The organism is Kitasatospora sp. NPDC048722 (genome assembly GCF_040650235.1).
In the GTDB taxonomy this organism is placed as follows: domain Bacteria; phylum Actinomycetota; class Actinomycetes; order Streptomycetales; family Streptomycetaceae; genus Kitasatospora.
Map to the genome: position 1 here is coordinate 1 of NZ_JBEZGX010000095.1, position 24,175 is coordinate 24,175.

The window sequence follows — 24,175 nt, forward strand, 5'->3', positions numbered from 1 at the left end:
TGGTCACGATGGGTGTCAACATCCCGCTCAACAACCAGCTGGCGGCGGCCGGCGACCCGTCCGCGATCACCGACTTCCACGGTGTGCGGGAGAAGTTCGAGGGCACCTGGGTGGCCACGAACATGCTCCGCACCCTGCTCTGCACGGCGGGCCTGGCCGCCCTCACCCGTGCGCTCGTCCTCCACGGCCGCGGCTCGCGCTGAGCGGCCCCCACCGGCTCGCCACCGCCTGACGTCACTGCCCGCCCGGGCCGCACGCACCGGGCGGGCACCGCCGCGTTCACGCCCGCGCGTCCCTCAGCGCGCGGAGGGCGGCGGCCAGTTCCGTGACGGTGGGCCCGATGGTGGTGGGGCCGTCGGGGTGCAGGGTGACCGTCCAGTCCCGGGCCCGGACGGTGACGCAGACGGCGCCGCGGCGGGTGCGGAGGAAGGCGGGCAGCGTCCGCACCGCCCGTCCGAGGGCGCCGCGGCCGACGGTCAGCACCCGGAGTGCGTCGGCGGGCCGGTCGGCGCCGGCGCCGGGATCCGCGGCCGTGCCGCTCTCCTCGACCTCCAGCCCCGGGACCCTCCGCAGGTGCTTGCGCAACGGGCGCAGCTCGTCCGGATCCGAGACCGACACCTCGGCGGGTCCGGCGCTCAGCGGCGGCACGAGGCGGCCAGTACGAGGAGCAGGACCAGGACGCCGAGGACGGCCGCGCAGCCGGACGAGCCCTGCGGGTTCCTGCGGTCGGCCTCCACGGTGCCGCCGGGTGGCACGCCAGGGTGCCGTCTCGCGTAGTGCTCGATCTGCAGTTCCTCGGCCCGTGACTCCGCGAGCCAGGGCGTGCGGTAGCCGCACTCGCCGCACCAGTAGCGGTACGCCATGTCGTTTCCTCCGAGGTGTCGTCCGGTGCCGATGCCCGGCGCCGGTGTCCGGTGTCGATGTCCGGTGCCGCCGTCCTGCGCGGACCCTTCGAGCGTGGCGTCCGCGCAGGTCGGGGGACAGGACAAGGCACCGGCCATATGTGACCGGCCGTCACGGTAGGCTCGCGGATGGACATGAGCATGCAAGACCATGGGGGTTTGCCGGAGTGACGGACGAACTCGGCACGCTGTTGCGGCGATTGCGGAAGGAGGCGGGGCTGACACAGGAGCAGCTCGCGGAGAAGGCCGAGGTGAGCGTGCGGACGATCCGCCGGCTGGAGCGCGGCGGCTCCACCGACCACCGGCTCGGGACGGTCTTCCTGATCGCCGACGCGCTGGACGCCTCGCCCGAGGACCGGCAGCGGCTGGCGGCGATCATCACCGACGGCCCCGGGCCCGAGGCACCGCCGGAAGCCCCGCCGCCGCCCGCGCCCCCGGCACCCCCGGCGCCGCCGGTCCCCGCCGCCCTCGCCGACGCCGTCGACGAGCTCGCCCGCGAGGTCCGCCGCCGCTGGCGCCGCGAGGAGGAGCAGCGCCGCGTCCACGACCCGTTCCCGCTGCCGGTGCGCTGGCGGCCCGCGCCCGACGACCTGATGGACAGCCCGGAGAACGTCCAGCGCCTCGCGCCCGGCGAGCAGGCGGCCCGCCTGGACCTCGACGGCGACCTCCGCTCGGTGGCGGAGGTCTACGGGCAGATCCCCTCCGGCCGTCTCGTGGTCCTCGGCCGGGCCGGCTCCGGCAAGTCGATCCTGACGATCCGCTTCGTCCTGGACCGGCTGCGGGACCGGGCCGTCCCGTCCCGCGTGCCGGTGGTCTTCAGCCTCGGCTCCTGGGACCCGACCACCACCACGCTGCGCGACTGGCAGATCGACCTGCTCCTGCGCGACCACCCGCACCTCGTCGGCCGCGGCCCCGGTGGCGGCACGCTCGCCGCGGCGCTGGTCGACGCCGACCTCGTCCTGCCCGTCCTCGACGGCTTCGACGAGATCGCCGAGGGCCTGCGCCGGGACGCCCTCGACGCACTCAACGACACCTCCCAGCCGCTCGTCCTCACCAGCCGCCGCGCCGAGTTCGCCGAGGCGGTCGAGGCGGCGAGCACGCCCCTCGTGTGGGCCGCCGGGATCGAGCTGACCGACCTCACCCCCGAGGACCTCGCCGACTACCTGCCCCGCACGGCCCGCCCGGTGACCGCGGGCCCCGGCGGGCCCGAACCCCTCTGGGACGCCGTCCTCGCCGAGCTGCGCGCCGGCCGAACGGACGGCGGCGTGCGCCTCGCCCGCGTCCTGAGCACCCCGCTGATGGTCATCCTGGCCCGGACGATGTACAGCGACGCCCCCGACCGCAGACCGGCCGAACTCCTCGACGGCGAACGCTTCCCCACCGAGCACGCCCTGGAGGAGCACCTCCTCGCGGGCTTCGTCCCCGCCCTCTACCGGCGCCGCGCCCCCGAACGCGAACCCGTCGCCGGGCGCCCGCCGCGCACGTGGGACGCGCAGCGCGCCGAGCGCTGGCTCGGCTACCTCGCCGACCACCTCGTCCGCCACGACCGGCCCGACCTGGCGTGGTGGCAGATCGGCGGCTCGGTACGCCGCCCGACCCGGATCCTGGCGACCGCCCTGGCCGCCGCGCTGTGCGTCACCGTGGCGGAGTGGCTGGTCGGCGTGGTCCTCGTCGTGTTCTACGGGAGCAACCCGATGGTCAGGTGGGAGCGGTTCCTCCTGGAGGGCGCCCTCGTGGGGCCGATCGCCGGCCTCGCCGTCGGTGCGGTCTACGCGATCATGACGGTCCTCGGCGGACTCGCCCTGGAACCCACCCACGTCCGGCTGCGGCTGTTCGCCCGCGGGCACGGCGGCGGGCCGCGCACGGTCCGGGTGTTCACCGGGCGGTTCGCGGCCATCATGCTCGGCGGCACGGTGCTCGGCCTCGGCGTCGCGCCCGCCCAGACGCTCCAGCACGCGCTGTACTTCGGCACGCCGCTGACCAACGGCGACGTCATCGTGGGCATGCTCATCAACATGCTGGTCTACGGACTGATCTTCGGCTCGGCGGCCGGCGTGGTCTTCGGGCTCACGAGCATGCTCGAAGCGCCGCTGGACACCGCCTCGGCGGCCACCCCGGTCGCGGTGCTGTCCTCGAACCGGGCCACCGTCGGCCGGCAGGTGCTGGTCCTCGTCCCGGCGTTCATGTCCGCGATCACCGTCGGCGGTCGGGTGATCGTGGTGGTGCTGCGCGGCCCGCTCGGCGGCCTGTACTGGCCGCTCGCGGACGGGCTCTACATCGGGGCGATCGGCGGCATCGGCGGCACCTTCGCCTACGCGCTCGGCTTCACCGCCTGGGGGCAGTGGATCATCCTGACCAGGGTCTGGCTCCCGCTGACCGGGCGCCTGCCGTGGAACGTCGCGGCCTTCCTGGACGACGCCTACCGGCGCGGCGTGCTGCGCCAGACCGGCGCCGTCTACCAGTTCCGCCACCTGCGGCTGCAGTACCACCTCGGCCACACGTTCCGCCGGGAGTACGCCCACTACCGGCAGGCCACCTTCCCCGAGGCCGCCCGCCTCCCGTCCGCCGCCTCGTAGACGCCGGTCAGCCGCGGATCCCGGCCGCCGCGAGCCTGCGCTCCACCTCGTCCCACTCGGGCGCGACGAGCGCGGTCGGCCGGGAACCGACGCCGAGGTCCTTGAACCCGCTGGACGTCGACACGCAGACGACCGGCCCCTCGACGTCCCCCACGGCGCGCAGCCCGGCCAGCCCGGCCGCCGAGGACAGTTCCGTCCACAGCCCGGCGCGGGCCAGCTCCCGCTGCGCGGCGGCCAGTCGGGCGTCCTCCAGGGCGAGCGCCCGCCCGCCGCTGCCACGCACCGCGAGCACCCCGCGGTAGCCGCTGACCGTGCTGACGATCGAGTACGCGTCCGTCGGCTTCCGGTCGGCGTGCGCCACCGGCAGCCCCTCCCGCACGGCCTGCGTCAGCGGTGCGGCGGCGGCCGGCTCGCAGGCGAACATCAGCGGCACCCGGTCCGTCACACCGAGCCGTTCCAGCTCGACGAAGCCCTTCCACACGCCGTACAGCAACTCGGCGTACCCCGTCGGCACGAACACCGCGCCCGGCACGCCGAGGTCCCGGTGGATCTCGTACGCGATGGTCTTGTACCCCTCGGGCCCGTACGCGTGCCCGGTGTGCGTCGTGGTGAGGTTGCTGACGGGGTGCAGGCCCAGCCGCTCGACGACCTGCCGCATCAGCGGCCAGCGCGCCTCCCACGGCACCGGCAGCACCACCGCGCCGTACGCGTTGAGGAACGAGTCGACGGCGGGCGGCAGGCTCGGGCCCGTGAACACCACGCACGGCAGCCCGGCCCGCGCGGCGTACGCGGCGGCGGAGGCGCCGTGGTTGCCGGAGGACGCGACGACGATCCCGGGCGCTCCGGCGGCCACCGCGGCGCTCGTCGTGCAGCGGTTCAGCCGGTCCTTGTGGCTCCAGGTGGGATTGCGCGACTCGTCCTTGACGTACACCCCCGGCTCCAGCTCCACCAGCGGCGTGCCGCCCTCGCCGAGGCCCGGCGCGAGCAGCGGCGGCAGGAGCGGCGCCCAACGGTCCAGCCCCGCCCGCCCGGCCGGCCCCTCGTACCGCGCCGAGGGGCCGAACAGCGCCTCGACGTCCACCTCGTCGTAGGCGTAGTCGACCTCGGCGGGGTACGAGACCTCCGGCGTGCTCGTCTCCGGACAGCCCTCCGTCAGCGGAGGCAGCAGCGGGTAGCCGACGGCCGGATCGCCCAGGGAGCGCTGGCCGGTGGCGAGGGAGGCGGGGTAAGCGTCAAGGACCATGGGCCGACCTTACGACGGCCGTCGGCGCGCTGTCCGAAGAACCGTCAGAAGATCGAGCAGCCCGACAGCGTCGTCAGGGCGTCCAGCGCGGCCACCGCCGCCACCGAGTTGCCCGCCTGGTCCAGCCGGGGCCCCCACGCGCAGACCGCCGCCCGCCCCGGCAGTATCGCGAGGATGCCCCCGCCCACGCCGCTCTTGCCCGGCAGCCCGACCCGGAACGCGAACTCGCCTGCCGCGTCGTACGTCCCGCACGTCACCAGCACCGCGTTGACGCGCTTCGCCTCACTGCGCGACATCATCCGCGAGCCGTCCGCCCGCACGCCGTACCGGGCCAGGACGGACCCCGCCAGCACGAGGTCCCGGCAACTGGCCGCGATCGCGCAGTGCGCGTAGTAGTGGCGCAGGACGTCCTCGACCGGGTTCTCCAGGTTGCCGTGGCTCGCGATGAAGTGCGCCAGCGCGGCGTTGCGGTGGCCGTGCGCGGCCTCCGACTCCGCCACCACCGGGTCGGTGTCCAGCAGCGGGTTGCCCGCCTCGCGGCGCAGGAACTCCCGCACCACCCCGGACGCGTCGCCGGTCAGGCTCTGCAGCCGGTCGGTGACCACGAGCGCGCCCGCGTTGATGAACGGGTTGCGCGGGATCCCGTGCTCCGTCTCCAGCTGCACCAGCGAGTTGAACGGGTTGCCGGACGGCTCGCGCCCTACCCCGCGCCACAGCCCGTCCCCGCCGTACGACAGTGCCAGCAGTAGGCTGAACAGCTTCGAGACGCTCTGGATCGAGAACGGGCTCTCCCAGTCCCCGACCCCGAACAGCTCCCCGTCCACCGTCGCGACCGCCATCCCGAACGCCTCCGGATCGGCCGCCGCCAGCGCCGGGATGTAGTCCGCGACCTGCCCCTGACCCGTCGTCGCCCGCGCGGCGATCTCCGCCGCCTCCAGCAGCCCCCGATAGTCCAGGCTCTCCCCGACGGGCACACCGTTCACCGCTGTTCCTCCACATACGCGCGTTTCGGCCCCGATTATCCCTGCCCGCCGACCCCGCCGGGCGACCCGCCCCGGCGTCGGGGGTCCCGGCGCGCCCTGGTAGCGTCGACGGGCCGGCCGCGGGACTCCGGTGCGACTTCCGGAACGTGCCTTTACCGCAATGATTCGCAGTTCGCGCCCCCATTCCCCGGCCGGCACCTCCCGCCCCCACCGCCGGAAGGCCCGGAAGGCCATGGACGCGTACGCCGACCTGATCGCCGCAGACGACGTGCTGCTGTTCGTCAACGCCGCCATCACCGCCACCGGCCAGCGCGAGTTCCACGCCACCGCCGACCAGCAGCAGCTCTCGCTCGGCTTCCTCCACGAGTACGTGCGCGTCAACTACCGCGAGCCCTACGCCGCCGCGCTCGCCCTCGACATCAACGACCACAACGCCGCGCTCATCATCCGCCACCTGCTGGAGACCACCCGCGACGCCACCCCCGAGCAGCGCCGCACCGAGGGCCGGCTCATCGCGCGCCGCCTCGCCCTCCTGCCCCCGCAGCGCGTCTACCGGCTCATCGCCGAACTGCGCCGCCGCAAGGTCAACAACCGCCGCACCCGCGCCATCCTCCGCGACTGGCTCGCCGCCCGCCCCGACCAGGCCCTCGACGCCGTCAAGTACCGCGCCGGCCTCAAGCGCGCCCTTCGCCACGCCCACCTGCGCCCCGGCCACGACGAGGTCGGCGCCTTCCTCTTCGCCCCCGCCGCCGCCCGGGCCCCGTACCGCACGCCGCTCCTCGACGCCTGGCGCCGCGCCCACTACGAGCAGGGCGCCCTCTACGAACTGCCCTACACCGTCGCCGAGGGCTTCGCCCACCGCCACGGCATCCCTCGCGGCGCGTTCCTCGACCGCATCGCCCCCCGCATGACCGCCCTCGAACGGCTGCGCCTCCAGGAGTCCGCCCGCGGCCGCGGCGCCACCGTCACCACCGACCTCGCCCGCATGCCGCTCACCCGTCTCGCGACCTACGTCCTCGCCCTGCCGGCCGAGGACCGCACCGCCCGCCGCGCCGAACTCACCGCCGCCCTGCGGACCGCCGCCCGCCGCGCAGCCGGAGCACAGGCCGGCACGTGGGGGCGGGTCGCGGCCGTCCTCGACGACTCCTTCTCGGCGTACGGCTCGGGCGTCAAGCGCCGCCGCCCGCTGGCAGTCGCCCTCGCCTGCCACTTCCTCCTGGACGCCCTCGCCGCCGACTACACCGCCCACTGGACCAGCGGCCGCACCGACGCCCTCCTCGCCCACCCGCACGGACCCACCCCGCTCGGCCGCCGCATCCTCGACGCCCTCGACGCCGCCCCCGAACCCCCGCAGCGCCTCGTGATCGTCTCCGACGGCTGGGACAACGCCCCGCCCGGCCTCGCCGCCGAGGTCCTGCGCGTGTGGCGCACCCACCTCGACCCCGAGCGGCGCACCGGCATCGTCCACCTCAACCCGGTCTACGACGCCGACGGCTTCGACGTCCGCCGCCTCGCCCCGACCGTCCCCACCGCCGGACTTCGCGACGCGGAGGACCTGCCCGCCCTCGTCGAGTTCGCCCGCTTCGCCGAGGGCCGCACCGACCTCGCCGAACTCACCGCCCACCTCGCGGCGTGCACCGCCCGCTTCCTCGCGGCCGGGGAGGCCCGATGACGACCACCGCCTTCCGGATCGATCTGACCGGCCTCGACACCCGCCCCTCCCAGGTGTGGGGCGGCGTGCGCCTCGTCCCGCTCGTGCGCGACGAGCCGATCGCCGACCTGCGCCTGCACCAGGAGCTGTACGACCGCGAGTACGCCTCCGTCCCCGTCGGCCGGCGCACCTCCTACACCTCCTACATCCCGCACGGCTTCGTCGCCGACTGGACCCGCGACGGCACGCCCGCCGCCGCGTACGGCACCCAGCTCACCGCCTCCGGCAGCGGCACCGCCCCCGAGCGCGTCCGGCTGCAGCCACCCCGCCGCATGGCCAAGCGCGCGAGCCGCACCCGGCTGCGCTTCCTGCCCCTGCACCTCGCGCTGGAGGGCTACCTGGCCCTGCACTTCGGCGGGCCCACCATCGCGTGGGAGCAGTGGTCCCAGCAGGCCCTGCGGCGCGGCCTGTCACCACGCGCCGAGGAGGCCTACAGCGGCGACCAGGTGCGCGGACTCGCCGACGCCCTGCGGGTGTTCGAGATCCACCCCGGCCAGTGCGGCGTCGTCGTGTACGTCGCCGACGCCCTCGCCGCCGCGTTCGTGCTGCCGCACCCGGACGACTACCGTGCCCTGCACCGCAGCCTCCTCCTCGACCTGTACGGCGAACTCGTCCACCACTACGCCGGCTACGCCGCCCCCGTCCCGGACTTCCGGGCCGACCTGAGCGCGACCCCCGTCCGCTCCCTCGCCGACCTGCGCGCCGCCGTCGACGAGCAGGAGCGCGCCTGGTCCGGCTTCCACACCACGACCATGGCCGACGGGCTCCTGGACGCCGACTACCGGGCGCAGACCGTCTACCGGATGTCCCGCTTCACCCTCTCCCGCTTCCTCCCCGACTTCCGGCCCAAGCAGGAGAACCACATCGGCGAGGCCGTCACCGACGACACCGGCCGCCTCGCCTACCTCAAGACCTTCCGCCTCTCCGAGGCCCAGGTCCGCCGGGGCCACCTCCTGACCCGCCTCGCCGCCCACGACTGGCACCTCCCGGACACCGCCACCGCCCTGGGCCTCACCACCCCCCAACTCGCCCTGCGCCTCGAAGGCGCGGGCTTCGCCCACCTCCTGCGCCAGGACGTCCTCGACCACTACCGCAAGCAGGCCCGGCAGGCCGGATAGGCCCGTCACCCGCGCGGTCGAGCGGGTCGGCCACGGGGCGGCGGCCAGGCAGAGGACGGACACCGTGCCCAGGGCCGGCGGGACCGTCCGTATGCCGGCCCACTCGATCGCGCGGCCCAGGGCCGGGCCCGCGACCACGGCGCCGATCATCGACGCGGCGACGACCAGGATGCCGGTTTGGCGGGCGGTCGGGGCGGCGCGGTCGAGCCGGGGGATGCCGGTCGGGAAGACCGGGGCTGTGAACAGGCCCTCTGCGGCGCAGGTGTAGGGGGCGAGGCCCGGGGCCGTGCCGGCGCCCTCGCCCCGTCCTGGACCCGACCGCCGCTCCGGGTGACCGCCGGGTAGGGTGCGGCCATGGCTGATTCCGCATCACACGCCGTCACCGCCAAGGCCGTCGCGCGCCTCCTCCTCGGGGAACTCGGCGCCGCGGGACTGACTCTGGAGGCCGTCGCCGCCGGAGCCGCGCTGGCCCTCGCGGACGTCCAGGCGGTGTACCCGCACCGGGACGACCTGCTCACCGCGCTGATCCTCGACGCCTACAACGCCTCCGGCGCCGTGATGGAGGATGCCGACCGCGCCGCCCGGGACGCCGGGGAATCCGCGGGTGCGAGGCTCCTCGCGGTGACGCGCGCACTGCGCCGCTGGTCCTTCGCCCACCCCGAGGAGTTCACCCTCGTCTACGGCTCGCCCGTCCCCGGCTACCACGCCCCGCAGGAGACCGTCCCGGCCGCGTCGCGCACCCCCGCCGTGCTGGCGGCGATCGTGCGCGAGGCCCTGGAGGCCGGCGAACTGACCCCGCCCGCGCGGAAGGTCCCCGGCCCGCCCCTGCTGCGCCCGGAGGCGCTGGAGCTCTTCGGCGGCGCGCCGGGGGAGCCGTTCTCCGACGTCATCGAGCGCGGCATCGTCCTGTGGAGCGGCCTGATCGGCCTGCTGGTGTTCCAGGTGTTCAGCCGCACCCACGACAGCGTCCGGGACGAGGCCGCGTTCTTCGACTACGCCGTCGCCGTCGCGGCCGAGGGCGTCGGCCTCGTGGTGCCGCTGTGACCGGCTCCTCCCGGTCCTAGCGCTCGTCCCGCCGGCCCAGGACGGGCTTGACGTCCAGGACCGGCGTGCCGTCGACGGCCTCGAGATCGCTCACGCGGATCCGCAGGCCGTCGACCGCGAGGATGGTGACGCGGTGCAGGCCGATCGGGTTGGGCCGGTCGGGGGAGCGGGTGGCGAAGACGCCGGTCTCCGGCCGGGAGCGCTCCCCGCGCGGGCGCACGGCGAGCACCTCGCGGTCCGCCCGGTCGAGCCAGGTGAGCAGCAGGACCTCCTGCCCGACGGCCAGGTCGGCGAGGGCGCGTTCCACCGCGGGGTCGAACGCCAGCCAGGCGTCCGGCCCGCCCTCGTCGCCCTGTCTCGGCGCGCCCGCGCGGTCCAGCAGCGGTGATTCCACCCGGCCGACCGCCCGTACCTCGAAGTGCCCGTCCGCCATCGCCCGCTCCCGCCAGGTGGTCGTCGTTCCCGGTCCGCCCGATCCCTCCGATGATGCCGTGCGCGGCGCTCAGGCGCGCAGGAACGCCTCCAGGGCGCTCGCGAAGGCCACCGGGATCTCGTACATCGGGTAGTGGCCGGAGTTGGCCAGGACCTCCAGCTCGGCCTGCGGGTAGTGGGCGAGCCAGGTGCCGCGCATCGCCTCGGCGGTGAGGGCGAGGTCGTGCTCGCCGACGAAGACCTTGACCGGCAGCGGGCTGCCGGACACCTCGGCCGCGAAGTCCCGGGTGGTCCAGTCGGCCAGGTAGGCGGCCACGGCCTCGGGCCGGGAGCCGGCCACCGAGCGGGCCGTCATCGCGTCGAGCCAGCGGGGGTTGGCCCGCCGCCCGGTGACGAGGTCGAGGATCGCCCGCCGGTTGGCCGGGTTCTGAGCGGCGCCGTGGAAGAGGTCGTACGCGTCGCCCTCCAGCGGGTAGCTGCTCGCGGGCACGGGCGTCACGCCGACCAGCTTGCGCACGCGGCCGGGCGCCTCGGCGAGGACGCGCTGCGCGGCCTTGCCGCCCATCGAGTGGCCGACCACGGAGAAGGTGTCCCACCCGAGCCGGTCGGCCAGCGCGAACGCGTCCGAGGCGATCTCGGCGAGCGTGAACTCGCCCTCCACGTCCCGCCGTTCGCCGTAGCCCCGGTAGTCGAGGAAGGCGTAGCCGAACGCCTCCGGGTCGAGGTAGTCGAGGAACGGGCCCCAGGCGGCGCTGGTGCCGAACCAGTCGTGCAGGACCAGGACCTTGTGCTCGCCGGTGCCGAGGGTGCGGTGGGCGATCGTCATGCGGACTCCCGTGGGGTGGGTGGGGCGCGTGGTGGCGGACCGTTACTTTCCCAGCACGCGCCGGAGTACTCCTGGGCGCCACCCGGGCTCCTCAACCGTTCCGTGCGGCCCGGCCGAAGAGCCGTCCGGCGAGGTCCACGCCGGTGACCGCGCCGTCGGCGTCGCGGCTGAAGAAGCCGCGCTGTCCCTTGAGGCCGCCCTCGGTGAGGATGTACTCGTCGCCGTCGCCGGTCAGGAAGCCCATCGCGGCGGCCGGGTAGTCCGGCGGCATGTCGGCGGCGGAGGCCGCGCGGATCTCGGGCTTGATGCCGACGGCGAGGGTGAGGCGCCGGCCGTCGGTGGCGATGTCGAGGTTCATCGCGTCGATCTCGTAGCGGCCCGCGACCTCGCGGGCGCGCGCCTCGTCGTACGGGACGGGCTCCGGGTCCTGCTCGACGACGCCGAGGTAGTGCTCCAGCACCCAGCGGACCACGGACTGGTTGCACGGGTAGCCCTCCGGCCCGGCGTTGGCCAGGGAGACGACGGCGAAGTCCCGGTCGGGCGCGATCAGCAGTTCGGCGAACTGGCCGTTGCCCGAGCCGCCGTGGCCGATCGTCCGCAGGCCGCCGGCCCCTCGCAGGAACCAGCCGATCCCGAAGCCGTCCCCGAGGGTGCTGGCCCGCAGCTCGACGGTCTGCTCCCGCATCCGGTGCAGCGCCGCGGCGGGCAGCACGCCCGCGCCGTCGCCGAGGTGGAAGGCGGCCCAGCGAAGGAGGTCGGCGACGGTCGAGGCGGCGCCGCCGCCGGGGTTGTTGCCGCGGGTGCCGGGGCGGAAGGCCTTCCACGGCCGTGCGACCCGCAGCACCCCGTCCTCGTCGCGGTTGTGGCCGATGGCGAAGCGGCGGACCATCACCTCCTCGGCGTCGAACACGGTGTCCGTCAATCCGACGGGCTCCAGCACGAGTTCGGCGAGCGCCCGTTCGAAGGGCAGTCCGGTGACCTTCTCGACGACCCGCCCGGCCAGGTTGTAGCCGGCCTGGCTGTAGGAGGCGCGCTCGCCCGGCGCGGCGATCAGGGGTAGCTCGGACATCCGGGTGACGAAGCCCGCGAGCGAGCCGTCCTCGCCGTCGTCGTCGACGAGGTTCCAGTCCAGCCCGGCGGTGTGGTTGAGCAGGTTGAGCACGGTGATCCCCGCGGTGGTGCGCTCGTTGGCGAGCGCGAGTTCGGGGACGTAGCGGCGCACCGGCGCGTCGAGGTCCACCCGGCCCTCGGCGGCGAGGCGCACGAGGGCGGTCGCGGTGAAGGTCTTGGTCACCGAGGCCACCGGGAACACCGTGTGCCGGTCGACCGGCAGCGGGTTGTCCCGGCCGGTCACGCCGTGCTGCGCGAACACCTCGCGGCCGTTCACGAGCACGCCGACCGCGAGGCCGGGGACGTCGAACTCCTCGGCGGCGGCGGCGACGAACGCGGACAACTGCTCCTGCGACGGTTCCTGGGTCATGACGGCTTCCCTCCGGGACTTGAACTAAGTTCAGGTTCTGCTGACGGGAAGAACCGTAACCGTGGACTTGAACTAAGTGCAAGAGCTTTGGTGCATCGGCATGAACTAAGTTCAAGTAGGCTGTGCGCCATGCCACGCGACACCCTGACCGCCGACCAGATCGTCCGCGCCGCCGTCGAGCTGCTCGACGAGGAGGGCCTCGACGGACTCAACATGCGCAGCCTCGGCAAGCGCCTCGGTGCGGCCGCCACCGCCATCTACTGGCACATCAAGACCAAGGACGACCTCGTTCGCATCGCCGGTGACACGATCTGGGCCGAGGTCGCCCTGCCCGACCTCGCCGCCACCGACTGGCGCACCGCCGCCACCGCACTCGCCACCGGTATGCGCGCGATGCTCACCCGCCACCCCTGGTACGGCCAGGCCTTCGGCAGCCACCTGCTCTACGGCCCCGGCAAGTCCCGCTTCGACGACCACAGCCTCGCCCTCTACGAGCGGGCCGGCTTCACCGAGCGGGAGGCCGACCAGGCCGCCGCCACGGTGTTCATCTACGTGCTGGGCAGCGCGCTCGGCACGGCCGCCGAGGTCTCGCTCACCCGCCGCCTGGGCCGCGGCGGCGCCGACCCCGAGCAGGTCCTGGCCGACACGATGGCCCGCGCCGCCGAGGTCGCCGCCGCCTACCCGCACCTGAGGAAGCGCCTCGGCACCACCGGCTACGCCGACGCCCCCGACGGCAGCTTCGACTTCGGGCTCCGGGCCGTCCTCGACGGCTTCGAGGCCCGCCTCGCGCGGGGCTGACCGGGCCGCCGCGCTCGGCCCGGAGGCACTCGTTCGGTGGTCACGGCTTTTGCCCTCCCGGCGGGCGCCCGCAAGGTGGAGGCAGGAAGACCGTCCCCGAGGAGCGACAGGCGGAGCGCCATGCCGATCTACCAGACCGCGCACTACCGAGTGAATGCCGAGGCCGTCGACCGGGTCCTGGCGGCGATCGAGGAGTTCGTCGGCTACGTCGCGGCGCACGAGCCCGACACGTGGATGTACACGGCCTGGCAGCAGAAGGACGACCCCACCCGCTTCGTCCACCTGTTCACCTTCGCCGACGAGGCCGCCCACCGGGCGCACGGCGAATCGGAGGCGGTGCGCCGGTTCCAGGCGGCCTACACGCCCGAACTGTCCGAGGGACCGGTGGTGTTCACCGACTACCGGCTGGTCGCCACCAACGCGGGCCGGCGGGCGACCGCGCCCTGACCGGCCGGGGTCAGAGCGTGTGGGCCACCGCGTGGCGGGGCTGGTAGAGACCGACCTCCCCGCCGCCGGGCAGGCGCAGGGCGGTCTTCAGCCCCCAGCCGACGGAGGTGACCGGCTCGGTGAACTCCACCCCGCGCGCGGTGAGTTCGCGGACGGTGGCGTCGACGTCGTCGCACATCAGGAACAGCTCGTGCGAGGGTGAGCCGGCCGGGTGGACGGCGATCTCGGCCGGGGGCAGCTTGAAGATCAGCCACCCGCCGCCCGCGTCGACGTGCGGCCAGCCCAGCACGTCGCGCAGGAAGACGCGGTCGGCCTCCGCGTCGCGGCTGTGGATGACCAGATGGGCGCCGTTGATCATGTACTCACGGTAACCGGTGGCGGCCCTCACTGCCTCCGCAGGTCGCCGGAGAAGCCCGCGACGACGAGGTGCAGGCTGCCGTCCTTGTTGCGGGTGTACACCTGGTCGTACGGGTCGGCCACGCACCCGCTGACGGGGCTCAGGGGAGTCGTGCGCAGGACGATGCGGTCGGCGGTGGCCGAGGTCAGGTTCGCGGTGGCGTCGCAGCTGAGCGTGCCGGCGCCGGTGTTGTTGGTGATCTCGGCGACGGGCTCGCCCTTCTGTCCCTGCCGGATGGTGATCTTGAAGTCCGCCTTCGTGCGGACCGCCGGGCTGCCGAGCTGGCCCGCCCACGTCCCGAGGAAGCCCTCGGGTATCGCGCCCGCGGGCGTCGGCGCCGGTGTGGGCGCCGGTGCCGCCGCGGGGGCCGTGGTGGTCGCCGGAGCGGCGGCCGCGGGCCCGGTGGCGGGGGAGGTGCCGCCGCCGCTCGCGGTGGTGCCGTCGGGGCGCGCCCAGAGGTACACACCGGTGCCCAGCAGTGCGGTCGCCAGGACGGCGGCGGCGACGGCGACGCCGGTGCGCCCGACGCCCCGCCCGGTGGGCTGCCGGTGCGGCGGCGGGTAGGGCGCCGGCGGGGTGGCGGGCAGGGGCAGGGGCGGCCCGAAGTGCCCGGTCGGGGGTCCGGAGGTCGGTGGCGGAGCGAACGCCGTTGGGGTGGGTGCCGGGCTCGGGGGCGCAGGAGCAGGCGTTCCGGCGGCGCCGTCCAGGTCCAGCAGCTCGACCGCCAGCGCCGCGAGCGACCCGGCGACGGCCGGTGGCAGCCACGCCCGCTGCTCCAGCCGCCCGGCCGCCTCGGCGTCGTCGGCGGCCAGCCACGCCCGCAGCCGCTCCGGGGACGGCCGGGACGCGGGGTCCTTCACGAGGCAGGCCGCCACGATCGCGCGCAGCCGGGGGTCCACGGCGTCCAGCGGCCCGAGGTCGGGCTCCTCGTGCAGCACCCGGTAGAGCATGACGTGCGCGCTCACACCGGCGCCGAACGGCGCCTCGCCGGTGGCCGCGTACGCGAGCACCGCGCCGAGCGAGAAGACGTCCGCCGCGGGCCCGGCCTGGGCGCCCCCGGCCTGCTCGGGCGAGAGGTAGCCGGGGGAGCCGACGACGAACCCGGACTGCGTGAGCGCCGTCGCGTCCAGGGCCCGGGCGATCCCGAAGTCGATCAGCCGCGGCCCGTCCAGCGCCAGCAGCACGTTCGACGGCTTGACGTCGCGGTGCACGAGCCCGCGCCCGTGCACGGCGGTCAGCGCCTCGGCGAGCCCGACCCCGAGCGAGCGGACGGCCGCGGCGGGCAGCGGTCCGCAGTCGCGCACCGCCGTGCTCAGCGCGGGCCCGGCCACGTAGCCGGTCGCCACCCACGGCCGCCCGCCCTCGGTGTCCGCGTCCAGCACCGGCGCCGTCCACCTCCCGCCGACGAGGCGGGCCGCGGCCACCTCCTGCCGGAAGCGCACCCGGAACTCCGGGTCGGCCGCGAACTGCGCGTGCACCGTCTTGACGGCCACCGTCCGGCCGCCGGCCGTCCGGCCCAGGTAGACCAGGCCCATCCCGCCCGCACCCAGCCGCCGCAACAGCCGGTACTCGCCCACCTGCCGTGGATCCCCGGGCCCCAGTGCCTCCACGCCGCCGCTCCCCTCGCCGCCCCGCCCACCGTCGCGTCACGGCAGACGGTACCGGTGCGGCGCCCGGTTGCGGGCCGGAGATCCCGACTCGGCCCGACGAACAGGGGTTACGCGTTGCCGTCCAGCACGAGCGCCCACGCCAGACACCCCAGCGACGCCGTGCACAACACCGCCCGCAGCACGTTGAACCGCACCCAGCGCTCCTCGAACGCGCGCCGCACGGCCGCCGGATCGGCGATCCGCGCCGGCGAACCGGCCTCCTCCAGCCGGTCGTTGAGGGGGATGTTCACCGCCCGGGTCACGCCGATGTTCCCCAGGTACAGCACCAGCGCCGCGATCGTGGCGGGCAGCGCGTCGTGCCCCTCCTCGGGCAGGTGCAGCGCGACGGCCGCCGCGCCGAACAGCAGCGCGCCGACGTAGCCGAGCACGAACCAGCCGTTCAGGATCGCGACGTTGACCTTCTGCATCACGTCGATGAACGTGCGGTCGTCGACCCGCCGCAGCGCGGGCATGACGGAGCACGCGTAGGCGTAGAACAGGCCCGCGGTCAGCCCGCAGGTGATCGTCGCCGCCACGAGCACGAGTGTGCGCGACAGTTCCATCTCGAAGGGCCCCTCACTGTGTGTCTCGGAGTCCCGGCGTCCCGATCCCTCGGTCCCCGCTGACTCCGTCCGTCCCCGTGCGCGTCGATCATCGGGCACGAACGGGTGCCGGAGCCACCCCGACCGCTCAAGACCCCCTCAAATGACAATCCGTCAAATCATGCTCCCGCATCTACACTTGGCGGCCATGGACACGCTGACCGGACTCCTGGACGGCCCCAAGGCGCGCGGGGCGTTCCTGCTGCGCTCGATCCTCACCCCGCCGTGGTCGCTGCGCGTCGAGGACCGCGCGCCGCTGTCCGTGGTCACCATGGTCCGCGGCGACGCGTGGATCCTGCCCGAGCGCGGCACTCCGCTGCTCCTGCACCCCGGTGACGTCGCCATCGTGCGCGGCCCCGAGCCCTACACCGTCGCCGACGACCCCGACACGCCCGTCGACGTGATCGTCGGCCCCGGCCAGCAGTGCTCGCGCGGCGGCGTCGACGTCTCCGAGACCATGGCCCTCGGCGTCCGCACCTGGGGCCACGGCAACGAGCGCGACGACGCGTCCTCCGTCGTCCTCTCCGGCACCTACCAGGCCGAGCACGAGATCGGCCAGCGCCTCCTCGCCTGCCTGCCCGCCCTGCTCGTCCGCCCGGCCGGCACCGCCGCCGACGACACGCTGATCCACCTCCTCGCGGCCGAGATAGGGCGCAACGAGCCCGGTCAGGAGCTCGTCCTGGACCGCATCCTCGACCTCCTGGTCGTCTCCGTCCTGCGCGCCTGGCTCGCCGCGCCCGACTCCGGCGCCCCCGCCTGGTACCGCGCCCAGCACGACCCCGTCGTCGGGCCCGTGCTGCGCCTCATGCACGACGACCCGGCCACCCCGTGGACGGTCGCCGACCTCGCCCAGCAGGTCGGCGTCTCCCGGGCCGGCCTCGCCCGCCGCTTCACCGCCCTGGTCGGCGAGCCCCCGATGGCCTACCTGGCCGGCTGGCGCCTCGCCGTCGCCGCCGACCTCCTGCGCGAGCCCGAGTGCACCGTCGCCTTCGCGGCCCGCAAGGTCGGCTACAGCAACGCCTTCGCCCTCTCCGCGGCCTTCAAGCGCGTGCGCGGCGTCAGCCCGCAGGAGCACCGGCGCCTCGCCTCCGCGGGCACTCCGAGCGCCACGCCGGGCTTCTCCGGCCCCGCCGAGACGGTCGTCCTGGCCGGCTGACGGCGCCGCCACCTCCGGTGATCGGGCGGTCGCGGAACGAAGCGTCCGAACGCTTCGAAAAATGTCCCCGCCGGATGTCGAGAACGCGCGCCCGGCTCCGTCCCCGGGGTGAAGGCGACCACAATGGGTCGTACCGCACCGAGGAGAGACACCATGGCCAAGTACCTGCTGCTGAAGCACTACCGAGGCGCCCCGGCCCCGGTCAACTGCGTCCCGATGGACCAGTGGACGCCGGAGGAGATCTCGGACCACATCCGCTTCATGCACGACTTCGCCGCCCGGCTGGAGAAGACCGGCGAGTTCGTCGACGCCCAGGGCCTCGCCCCCGAGGGCATGTGGGTCCGCTACGACGGCGAGGGGCGCCCGGCGGTCACCGACGGCCCGTTCCCCGAGACCAAGGACCTCATCGCCGGCTGGATGATCATCGACGTCGACAGCCGCGAGCGCGCCGTCGAACTCGCCGGCGAGCTGTCCGCCGCCCCCGGCGCCGGCGGCAGGCCGATCCACGAGTGGCTGGAGGTCCGCGAGGTCATGGCCGCGCCGCCCACCATCACGGAGTAGCCTCCCGGGACGTGACCACCCCCATGGACGAAGCACTGCTCAGGAGCCTCACACCGGGCGTGCTCGGCGTCCTCGTCCGCCGCGGAGCCGACTTCGCGGCGGCCGAGGACGCCGTCCAGGACGCCCTCGTCGAGGCCCTCCGGGTCTGGCCGGCCGACCCCCCGCGCGACCCGAAGGGCTGGCTGGTCACCGCCGCCTGGCGCAAGTTCCTCGACGCGACCCGGGCGGACGCCGCCCGCCGCCGCCGCGAGGACCGCGTCGACGAGGAGCCGCCGCCCGGGCCGGCGCCCGCGGCGGACGACACGCTCCAGCTCTACTTCCTGTGCGCCCACCCGTCGTTGACGCCCGCCTCGGCGGTCGCCCTCACCCTGCGCGCCGTCGGCGGGCTGACCACCCGCCAGATCGCCCGGGCCTACCTCGTCCCCGAGGCGACCATGGCCCAGCGGATCAGCCGCGCCAAGCGCACCGTCTCCGGCGTGCGCCTCGACCGGCCCGGCGACGTCGCCACCGTGCTGCGCGTCCTCTACCTCGTCTTCAACGAGGGCTACTCCGGCGACGTCGACCTCGCCGCCGAGGCCGTCCGGCTCACCCGGCAGCTCGCCGCCGTGGTCGACCACCCCGAGGTGGCCGGGCTGCTCGCCCTCATGCTGCTCCACCACGCCCGCCGCGCCTCCCGGACGGCGCCCGACGGCGGTCTCGTGCCGCTCGCCGAGCAGGACCGCACCCGGTGGGACACCGGCCTGATCTCCGAGGGCGTCGGGATCCTCCAGGCGGCGCTGGCCCGCGACCGGCTGGGCGAGTTCCAGGCCCAGGCCGCCATCGCGGCGCTCCACGCGGACGCGCAGGCCGTCGAGGAGACGGACTGGGTGCAGATCGTCGAGTGGTACGACGAGTTGGCGCGCCTGACCGACAGTCCGGTCGTCCGTCTCAACCGCGCGGTCGCCGTGGGCGAGGCCGACGGCGCCCGCGCCGGGCTGGCGGCCCTCGCGGCACTGGACAACTCCCTGCCCCGCCACACGGCGGCGTCCGCGTACCTCCACGAGCGCGACGGCGACCTGGCGACGGCGGCCCGGCTGTACGCCGAGGCCGCCCACAAGGCGCCGAACCTGGCGGAGCGCGACTACCTGACGCGACAGGCGGCGCGGCTCAACGCCCGGCTGCGGGGATGAGGGGCCCTCGAAATTCGGTTGACCGCGTGGTGCGGGAACGATCCACTGTGGTCCGGGACATCACGCGTCGTGAGTCCGGCATCCAGGGGAGGCAGCAGTACCGATGGAGATCCGTTCCACGAGCCAGGAGGACCACGGCGTCTTCCTCGACACGCTCTTCGCCGCGTTCGGACGCTTCCCGGAGACCCCGGCCGAGGACGGCAGCGGGGTGTGGTGGTCGGCCCTGGAGATGGACCGGGGCGTGCTCGCCGAGACGGCGGACGGCCGTCCCGTCGGCACCGCCATCGCGTACTCCTTCGAGCTCACCCTGCCCGGTGGGATCATCGTCCCGGCCCCCGGCGTGTCCGGCGTCGGCGTCCTGCCCTCGCACCGCCGCCAGGGCGTGCTCACCGCGATGATGCGGCACCAACTCGGCGAGTTCCGGGCCCGGGGCGAGTTCCTCTCGGTCCTGCTGGCCTCCGAGGCCGGGATCTACGGCAGGTTCGGCTACGGCCCGGCGACGTACACGGGCCGTCTGACGGTGCCGCGCCACCGGGGCGCGTTCGCCGCTCCCCGGGCGGGCGGCGCCGCGGCGGCGGGCTCGGTCGAACTGCTGCGGCGCGCCGAGTGCGGCGGGATCATGGAGGACGTCTACGACCGGTACCGCCGCACCCAGCCCGGTGCGGTGTCCAGGCCGCCCCACTGGTGGGCCCGGGGCGCCGGTCACGCCCCGATCGCCCGGACGCCGCGCTACGTCGTGGTCCACCGGGACGCCGACGGCGTGCCGGACGGCTACGCCAGCTACTCGATGGGCGATCCCGACATCCTCACGGTCGACGAGATCATCGCCACCACCGACACGGCCTTCACCGCCCTCGCCCGCTACCTGCTCGGCCACGACCTCGTCAGCCAGGTCGTGTTCAAGCACGTCCCGCCGGACCACCCGCTGCGCTGGCAGCTCGCGGACTTCGACGCCGGCCAGGTGGCCAACAACACCGAGTGGCTGTGGGTGCGGCTGCTGGACGTCCCGCGCGCGCTCACCTCGCGCGGCTGGTTCGCCGACGGCGAGCTCGTCCTCGACGTCGACGACCCGTTCCTCGGCGAGCGCGCCCGCCACCTGCTCACCGTCCGCGGCGGCAAGGCCGACTGCGTGCCGACGGACCGCGAACCCGACCTGTCCCTGGACGTCCGCGACCTGGGCGCCGTCTACCTCGGCGGCACCGCCCCGAGCACGCTCGTGCGCGCGGGACACGTCCGGGCCCACCACCCGGGCGCGGCCGCCCTCGCCGACGCGCTCTTCCGCGCCGAGCGCCCGCCGCACTGCCTGCACTGGTTCTGACCGCTTCTGCGGCAGCCGCGCTCACCGGGCCCGGGCGGGCCAGTCCACGGGCAGGGTGTCGTGCCGACCAGGCCGCCAGGCGGGCGGGTCGGCGATGACGTCCGCCAGCGGCACTCCGGTCAGGAGGTGGTCCAGGGCCCACCGGTTCGCCGAGTGCGCGATGAGCAGCACCCGGCGGCCGTCCCAGCGGGCGGCGAGGTCGCGGAGCAGGGCGTCGGTGGCCGCGACGACCTGCCGGTAGCTCTGCCCGCCGGGAAACGGCTCGTCGACGCGCCGGAGCCGCTGGGCGGCGACGAGGTCGGCCGGCGCGCCGTTGAGGTCGCCGCAGTCGCACTCGCGGAGCCGGACGTCCTGGTGCAGCGGCGGCACACCGTCCGGGAACGCGATCCGGCCGGTCTCGACGGCCCGGTGCAGGTCGGAGGTGAACAGGACCGCGAACCCGCCGTCGTGCCGTCGCGCAACCGGCTCCGCGGCCTGTCGCCGGCCTTCCTCCGACAGGCGGCCCGGGAGGTGGCGGTGGCGATCCCGGCCTCGTTGTCCGTCGTGGCGGAGTGGGTCTCGCAGACGAGCTCGACGGCCACCGGGACTACCCGTCGCCGGCCGGCTTCGCCCCGCCGCCCTTGACCGGCCGGGTGTGGATCTTCGAGATGCAGGCCGGCAGCGCGGCACCGTCCTCGTGCTCGCGCGCCCGGTAGGCGCTCGGGGTCTCGCCGACCAGCTCGGTGAACCGCGAACTGAACGACCCCAGCGACGTGCAGCCCACCTCCATGCAGACCTCCGTCACGGTGAGGTCGCCCCGCCGCAGCAGGGCCTTCGCCCGCTCGATCCGCCGGGTCATGAGGTAGCTGTACGGCGTCTCCCCGTACGCCGTGCGGAAGCTGCGCGAGAAGTGGCCCGGCGACATGAGGGCGGTGCGCGCCAGCGCCGTGACGTCCAGCGGCTGCGCGTAGTCGCGGTCCATCATGTCCCGGGCCCTGCGGAGCCGGACGAGGTCGTCGAGCGGTACACGGGACGCGTTACCGGCGGCTCTGCTCATCGATGACGTCTCCCCGGTCGGGCCACTGCGTTACGACCGAGGGTACCCGCCGGCGCGGGCGATGAGGGCGGAGATGTGGTGAGCGAGCCGCTCCGGGCTCTCCAGCGGCAGGTTGTGGCCGCTGCGCGGGATCGTGTCCAGCTGCGTGTCCGGCAGCGCGCGGGCGAGGTGGTGGCTGTGGTTCGGGTTGACGATCCTGTCCTGGGTGCCGGTGAGGACCGTGGTGGGCACGGTGATGCAGGCCAGCTGCGACCGCAGGTCCATGTCGTGCGTGGCAGCGAAGTAGGCGGCGCGGACGGCGGGCGGGGTGTTCGCGAACAGCTGCCGGTTCTGCTCGCGCGTGGCGCGGGTCGCGGTCGGCGCGTGCGTCTTGCCGAGCAACTGCCGCCCGAGCCACGGCACTCGCAGCGCCCGGGTGAACAGCTGACTGCCCATCATCCGGATCTCCCCGGCCGGGGTCACCTGGTCGTGCGAGGCGGTCGACGCGAGGAGCAGGGCCGCCAGCCGCTGCGGAGCGGCGTCCGGTGTCGCGGCGTGGAGGTGCGCCGCGTAGGCGAGGGCCGCGTAACCGCCGCCGGAGTGGCCCGCCACGACGACGGGCCGGTCGGGGGACAGCGTGTCGACGACCGTCGCGAGGTCCTGCCCGAGCCGGGCGATGCTCAGCGGCTGCTCCCCGGCGGTGGACGCCGCGTGCCCCCGCTGGTCGTAGGCGGCCACGGTGTGCCCGGCCGCGGCGAGCTGCTGGGCGACGGCGTGCCAGACCGTCCGGGAGGCGGCCCAGCCGTGCACCAGCACCACCAACGGGCCGGCCGGGAGCGGGGTTTCGGGGCGGTGGAGGGTGACGGCGAGCCGGGCGCCGTCGTCGGTGGTGATGGTGCGGTCGGTCGTGATCATGCCTTCGTCCCCTTGCCCTTGGCGGTGTCCCGGTGGATGTCCCGGTGGATGTCTTGGTGGGTGTCGATGGTGTGCACGGGCATCGGCCTTCCAGGGGTTGGCTGTTCCGGCATCGTCAGAGGATGTGCTGGCCGGGGGTGAGGGTGTGGCGGGGGTCGTGGCGCTGCTTGGCGGCGGTGAGGGTGGTCCAGCGGGCGCCGTAGTGGCGCTGCCAGTCGGTGGTGGTCATGTCGGGGATGGCACCGACGAGGTAGCGCTTGGCACCCAGGCGCACGGCGGCGTCGTAGAGGTCGCGGTTGCGCCGGAGTGCGGCGGTGGGGTCGGTGCCGGGGGCAGGGAAGGTGAGGAGGTCGAAGAGATAGGTGGTGGGGTGATCGGGGGTCATGGCGAGGGGCCGGGTGATCTTGTTGGTGGGGAAGGGGTAGAAGAGCAGGAGCCCGGCACCGAGGTCGGTGGAGGTGACCTTGGTGAGGGCGTAACGGGCGAACTCCTGGGCCCGGTCGGAGGGGAGGAACATGCTCAGCCAGGGCTTGGGGGCGCTCCAGTAGCCGAGGCTCTTGAGGTTGGCGGCGAAGGCGTCGACGCGGAAGGTGTAATCGCGGTAGGTGGTGTCGGTGATCTGGGTGTCGCCGGGCACGGGTGTGAGGCCGGCGAGCAGGGGTGCGGCATCGGGGGGTGTGGCGCCGTTGTAGTGGGCGACGGCCTCGATCTTGTATCGGGCGTTGGGCGTGGGGTTGGCGGGGGAGTGGGGCAGGAGGATCTCGCCGACCTGGCCGTTGAAGCGTCGGTCGGCCATGATGCGCTCCTGGTCGGCGCAGTAGGCGGCGATGTCGTCGTAGAAGAGCAGGAACACGCGTGCGTTCTCGGGCGCCTTGGTGAGGGCGACGGTGGCCCGGGTGATGATGCCGACCTGGCCGGCACCGGCGAGGGCGGCCTCGAACAGACCGCGGTTGCGCGTGGCCGAGGCGGTGAGGGTGCGGCCGGTGCCCGTGACGATCTCGATCTCGCTGACGGTGTCGGCCTGCAGGCCGTGCTGCTGGACGGCGTTGCCGATGCCGCCGACGCTGATCGTGCCGCCGATGGAGAGGTGGAGGTAGTCGGTGAGGCACGGCGGGGTGAGGCCTTGTGCGAGGGCGGCGTTGGTGAGCTGGGCCCAGGTGACGCCGGGGTCGACGACGGCGTGGGTGGGGGTGATCGCGTGGATGGTGTCCAGTGAGCGGGCGTCGATCGCGATGCCGCCGGGGACGGCCGCCTGACCGTAGTTGGAGTGGGACTCGTACTCGCCGTCGGTGCCGCCCTGCCCGTTCATGGCGACGGTGAGGCCGGTCTTGTTGGCGTAGTCGATGACGGCCGCGACGTCGCGGGTGGAGCGGGGCCGCAGCACGGCGCGGGGGGTGTTGTGCGTCAGGCGCCCGAAGTCGTCCGAGAAGGCGGTGAGCGTGGCGGCATCGGTGGTGAGCGTGCCGTCGAGCGCCGGGACGGGGACGACGTCGGCGACCGCGTCCGTGGGGGTGGTGGCCCAGGCACGGGTAGCGGTGTTCCAGCCGATGACGGCGGAGGCCGCGCCGGCGATCAGCGTCCGTCGGGACGGGCCGGGTGTGTGCATGTCGGTGGTCTCATTTCGGCATTGGGCATGTGGGTGTGCGGTGATGGCCGTCCGGGCCTGGCCCCTGGTTCCGCCGTGAAGGCGAGTGGGGCCGGCCCTGGGCAGGTGAGCTCTGCGGTTGTTCGAATCTCTGTCAGGTGTTTTGGGTGGTGGTGGTTTGGTAGTTGGTGTGGTCGAAGTGGTTGGTTTGGTGTTGGTAGGTGTGGGTGTAGGTGGGCCAGATGGTG

General features: G+C 74.4%; 25 protein-coding genes. 11 read left to right on the top strand and 14 right to left on the bottom strand.

The window, feature by feature from the left end:
• A partial coding sequence (locus AB0C76_RS39055) for a DUF1772 domain-containing protein (protein WP_359974888.1) occupies positions 1-203 on the top strand: 203 nt, incomplete at its 5' end.
• A gap of 76 nt (positions 204-279) precedes the next feature.
• On the opposite strand, the gene AB0C76_RS39060 is transcribed toward AB0C76_RS39055, so the two are convergent.
• Together AB0C76_RS39060 and AB0C76_RS39065 are read right to left on the bottom strand one after the other, a co-directional pair.
• Positions 280-648: a hypothetical protein gene (locus AB0C76_RS39060; RefSeq protein ID WP_359974889.1), complete on the bottom strand. Its 369-nt coding sequence runs from the start codon at positions 646-648 to the stop codon at positions 280-282.
• Positions 636-863 (bottom strand): hypothetical protein, encoded by a 228-nt coding sequence (locus AB0C76_RS39065; RefSeq protein WP_359974891.1) that lies wholly within the window; start codon positions 861-863, stop codon positions 636-638. The genes AB0C76_RS39060 and AB0C76_RS39065 overlap by 13 nt, the downstream gene beginning before the upstream one ends.
• Positions 864-1,069: 206 nt before the next feature.
• Here AB0C76_RS39065 and AB0C76_RS39070 point away from each other — a divergent pair, with 206 nt between their 5' ends.
• A complete protein-coding gene (locus tag AB0C76_RS39070; RefSeq protein WP_359974893.1) occupies positions 1,070-3,478 on the top strand; it encodes a helix-turn-helix domain-containing protein in 2,409 nt (802 codons plus the stop codon).
• A 7-nt stretch (positions 3,479-3,485) separates the two neighbouring features.
• On the opposite strand, the gene AB0C76_RS39075 is transcribed toward AB0C76_RS39070, so the two are convergent.
• Entirely contained in the window at positions 3,486-4,721 is a 1,236-nt protein-coding gene (locus AB0C76_RS39075) for a pyridoxal-phosphate dependent enzyme (protein WP_359974895.1), read from the bottom strand.
• 44 nt (positions 4,722-4,765) lie between these two features.
• Complete coding sequence (locus tag AB0C76_RS39080; protein ID WP_359974932.1) at positions 4,766-5,662, bottom strand: glutaminase; 897 nt, start codon at positions 5,660-5,662, stop codon at positions 4,766-4,768.
• A 274-nt stretch (positions 5,663-5,936) separates the two neighbouring features.
• Between AB0C76_RS39080 and AB0C76_RS39085 the strand changes: the two genes are divergently transcribed.
• From AB0C76_RS39085 to AB0C76_RS39095, 3 genes are all read left to right on the top strand, one after another.
• The gene (locus tag AB0C76_RS39085; protein WP_359974897.1) at positions 5,937-7,376 is read left to right on the top strand and encodes a hypothetical protein; all 1,440 of its coding nucleotides are present in this window, start codon (positions 5,937-5,939) and stop codon (positions 7,374-7,376) included.
• Positions 7,373-8,533 carry a hypothetical protein gene (locus AB0C76_RS39090; RefSeq protein WP_359974899.1) on the top strand — a complete coding sequence of 387 codons (1,161 nt, stop codon included), beginning with the start codon at positions 7,373-7,375 and terminating at the stop codon, positions 8,531-8,533. The genes AB0C76_RS39085 and AB0C76_RS39090 overlap by 4 nt, the downstream gene beginning before the upstream one ends.
• 354 nt (positions 8,534-8,887) lie before the next feature.
• Positions 8,888-9,577, top strand: coding sequence for a TetR-like C-terminal domain-containing protein (locus AB0C76_RS39095; RefSeq protein WP_359974901.1), 690 nt, complete (start codon positions 8,888-8,890; stop codon positions 9,575-9,577).
• Between the two features lie 16 nt (positions 9,578-9,593).
• On the opposite strand, the gene tsaA is transcribed toward AB0C76_RS39095, so the two are convergent.
• The 3 genes from tsaA to AB0C76_RS39110 all read right to left on the bottom strand — a co-directional run bounded on the left by tsaA (position 9,594) and on the right by AB0C76_RS39110 (position 12,315).
• Positions 9,594-10,010, bottom strand: coding sequence for a tRNA (N6-threonylcarbamoyladenosine(37)-N6)-methyltransferase TrmO (gene tsaA / locus AB0C76_RS39100; protein WP_359974903.1), 417 nt, complete (start codon positions 10,008-10,010; stop codon positions 9,594-9,596).
• A gap of 69 nt (positions 10,011-10,079) precedes the next feature.
• Complete coding sequence (locus tag AB0C76_RS39105; RefSeq protein ID WP_359974905.1) at positions 10,080-10,835, bottom strand: alpha/beta hydrolase; 756 nt, start codon at positions 10,833-10,835, stop codon at positions 10,080-10,082.
• Between the two features lie 91 nt (positions 10,836-10,926).
• Positions 10,927-12,315 carry a serine hydrolase domain-containing protein gene (locus AB0C76_RS39110; protein WP_359974907.1) on the bottom strand — a complete coding sequence of 463 codons (1,389 nt, stop codon included), beginning with the start codon at positions 12,313-12,315 and terminating at the stop codon, positions 10,927-10,929.
• Positions 12,316-12,444: 129 nt separating this feature from the next.
• Between AB0C76_RS39110 and AB0C76_RS39115 the strand changes: the two genes are divergently transcribed.
• Positions 12,445-13,113 (top strand): TetR/AcrR family transcriptional regulator C-terminal domain-containing protein, encoded by a 669-nt coding sequence (locus tag AB0C76_RS39115; protein WP_359974909.1) that lies wholly within the window; start codon positions 12,445-12,447, stop codon positions 13,111-13,113.
• A 120-nt stretch (positions 13,114-13,233) separates the two neighbouring features.
• Complete coding sequence (locus AB0C76_RS39120; RefSeq protein WP_359974911.1) at positions 13,234-13,560, top strand: antibiotic biosynthesis monooxygenase; 327 nt, start codon at positions 13,234-13,236, stop codon at positions 13,558-13,560.
• Between the two features lie 10 nt (positions 13,561-13,570).
• Here the strand turns inward: AB0C76_RS39120 and AB0C76_RS39125 are convergent, their stop codons facing one another.
• The 3 genes from AB0C76_RS39125 to AB0C76_RS39135 form a co-directional block, all read right to left on the bottom strand.
• Entirely contained in the window at positions 13,571-13,918 is a 348-nt protein-coding gene (locus AB0C76_RS39125) for a VOC family protein (RefSeq protein ID WP_359974913.1), read from the bottom strand.
• A gap of 26 nt (positions 13,919-13,944) precedes the next feature.
• Complete coding sequence (locus AB0C76_RS39130; protein WP_359974915.1) at positions 13,945-15,567, bottom strand: serine/threonine-protein kinase; 1,623 nt, start codon at positions 15,565-15,567, stop codon at positions 13,945-13,947.
• Positions 15,568-15,674: 107 nt separating this feature from the next.
• The gene (locus AB0C76_RS39135; RefSeq protein ID WP_359974917.1) at positions 15,675-16,169 is read right to left on the bottom strand and encodes a DUF1772 domain-containing protein; all 495 of its coding nucleotides are present in this window, start codon (positions 16,167-16,169) and stop codon (positions 15,675-15,677) included.
• A gap of 187 nt (positions 16,170-16,356) precedes the next feature.
• Between AB0C76_RS39135 and AB0C76_RS39140 the strand changes: the two genes are divergently transcribed.
• The 4 genes from AB0C76_RS39140 to AB0C76_RS39155 all read left to right on the top strand — a co-directional run bounded on the left by AB0C76_RS39140 (position 16,357) and on the right by AB0C76_RS39155 (position 20,412).
• Entirely contained in the window at positions 16,357-17,364 is a 1,008-nt protein-coding gene (locus tag AB0C76_RS39140; RefSeq protein WP_359974919.1) for an AraC family transcriptional regulator, read from the top strand.
• Between the two features lie 153 nt (positions 17,365-17,517).
• Entirely contained in the window at positions 17,518-17,925 is a 408-nt protein-coding gene (locus AB0C76_RS39145; protein WP_359974921.1) for a YciI family protein, read from the top strand.
• Between the two features lie 23 nt (positions 17,926-17,948).
• Positions 17,949-19,094, top strand: a complete 1,146-nt coding sequence (locus AB0C76_RS39150) for a DUF6596 domain-containing protein (RefSeq protein WP_359974934.1) — start codon at positions 17,949-17,951, stop codon at positions 19,092-19,094.
• Positions 19,095-19,197: 103 nt separating this feature from the next.
• Positions 19,198-20,412: a GNAT family N-acetyltransferase gene (locus AB0C76_RS39155; protein WP_359974923.1), complete on the top strand. Its 1,215-nt coding sequence runs from the start codon at positions 19,198-19,200 to the stop codon at positions 20,410-20,412.
• Between the two features lie 21 nt (positions 20,413-20,433).
• Here AB0C76_RS39155 and AB0C76_RS39160 read toward each other — a convergent pair whose 3' ends face one another.
• From AB0C76_RS39160 to AB0C76_RS39175, 4 genes are all read right to left on the bottom strand, one after another.
• Entirely contained in the window at positions 20,434-21,081 is a 648-nt protein-coding gene (locus AB0C76_RS39160; protein WP_359974925.1) for a histidine phosphatase family protein, read from the bottom strand.
• On the bottom strand, positions 20,999-21,448 hold the full coding sequence (locus AB0C76_RS39165) for a helix-turn-helix transcriptional regulator (protein ID WP_359974927.1): 450 nt from the start codon (positions 21,446-21,448) through the stop codon (positions 20,999-21,001). The genes AB0C76_RS39160 and AB0C76_RS39165 overlap by 83 nt, the downstream gene beginning before the upstream one ends.
• Before the next feature lie 30 nt (positions 21,449-21,478).
• Positions 21,479-22,342 (bottom strand): alpha/beta hydrolase, encoded by an 864-nt coding sequence (locus tag AB0C76_RS39170; protein ID WP_359974928.1) that lies wholly within the window; start codon positions 22,340-22,342, stop codon positions 21,479-21,481.
• Between the two features lie 115 nt (positions 22,343-22,457).
• Positions 22,458-23,948 carry an FAD-binding protein gene (locus tag AB0C76_RS39175; RefSeq protein WP_359974930.1) on the bottom strand — a complete coding sequence of 497 codons (1,491 nt, stop codon included), beginning with the start codon at positions 23,946-23,948 and terminating at the stop codon, positions 22,458-22,460.
• Between the last annotated feature and the right edge of the window lie 227 nt (positions 23,949-24,175).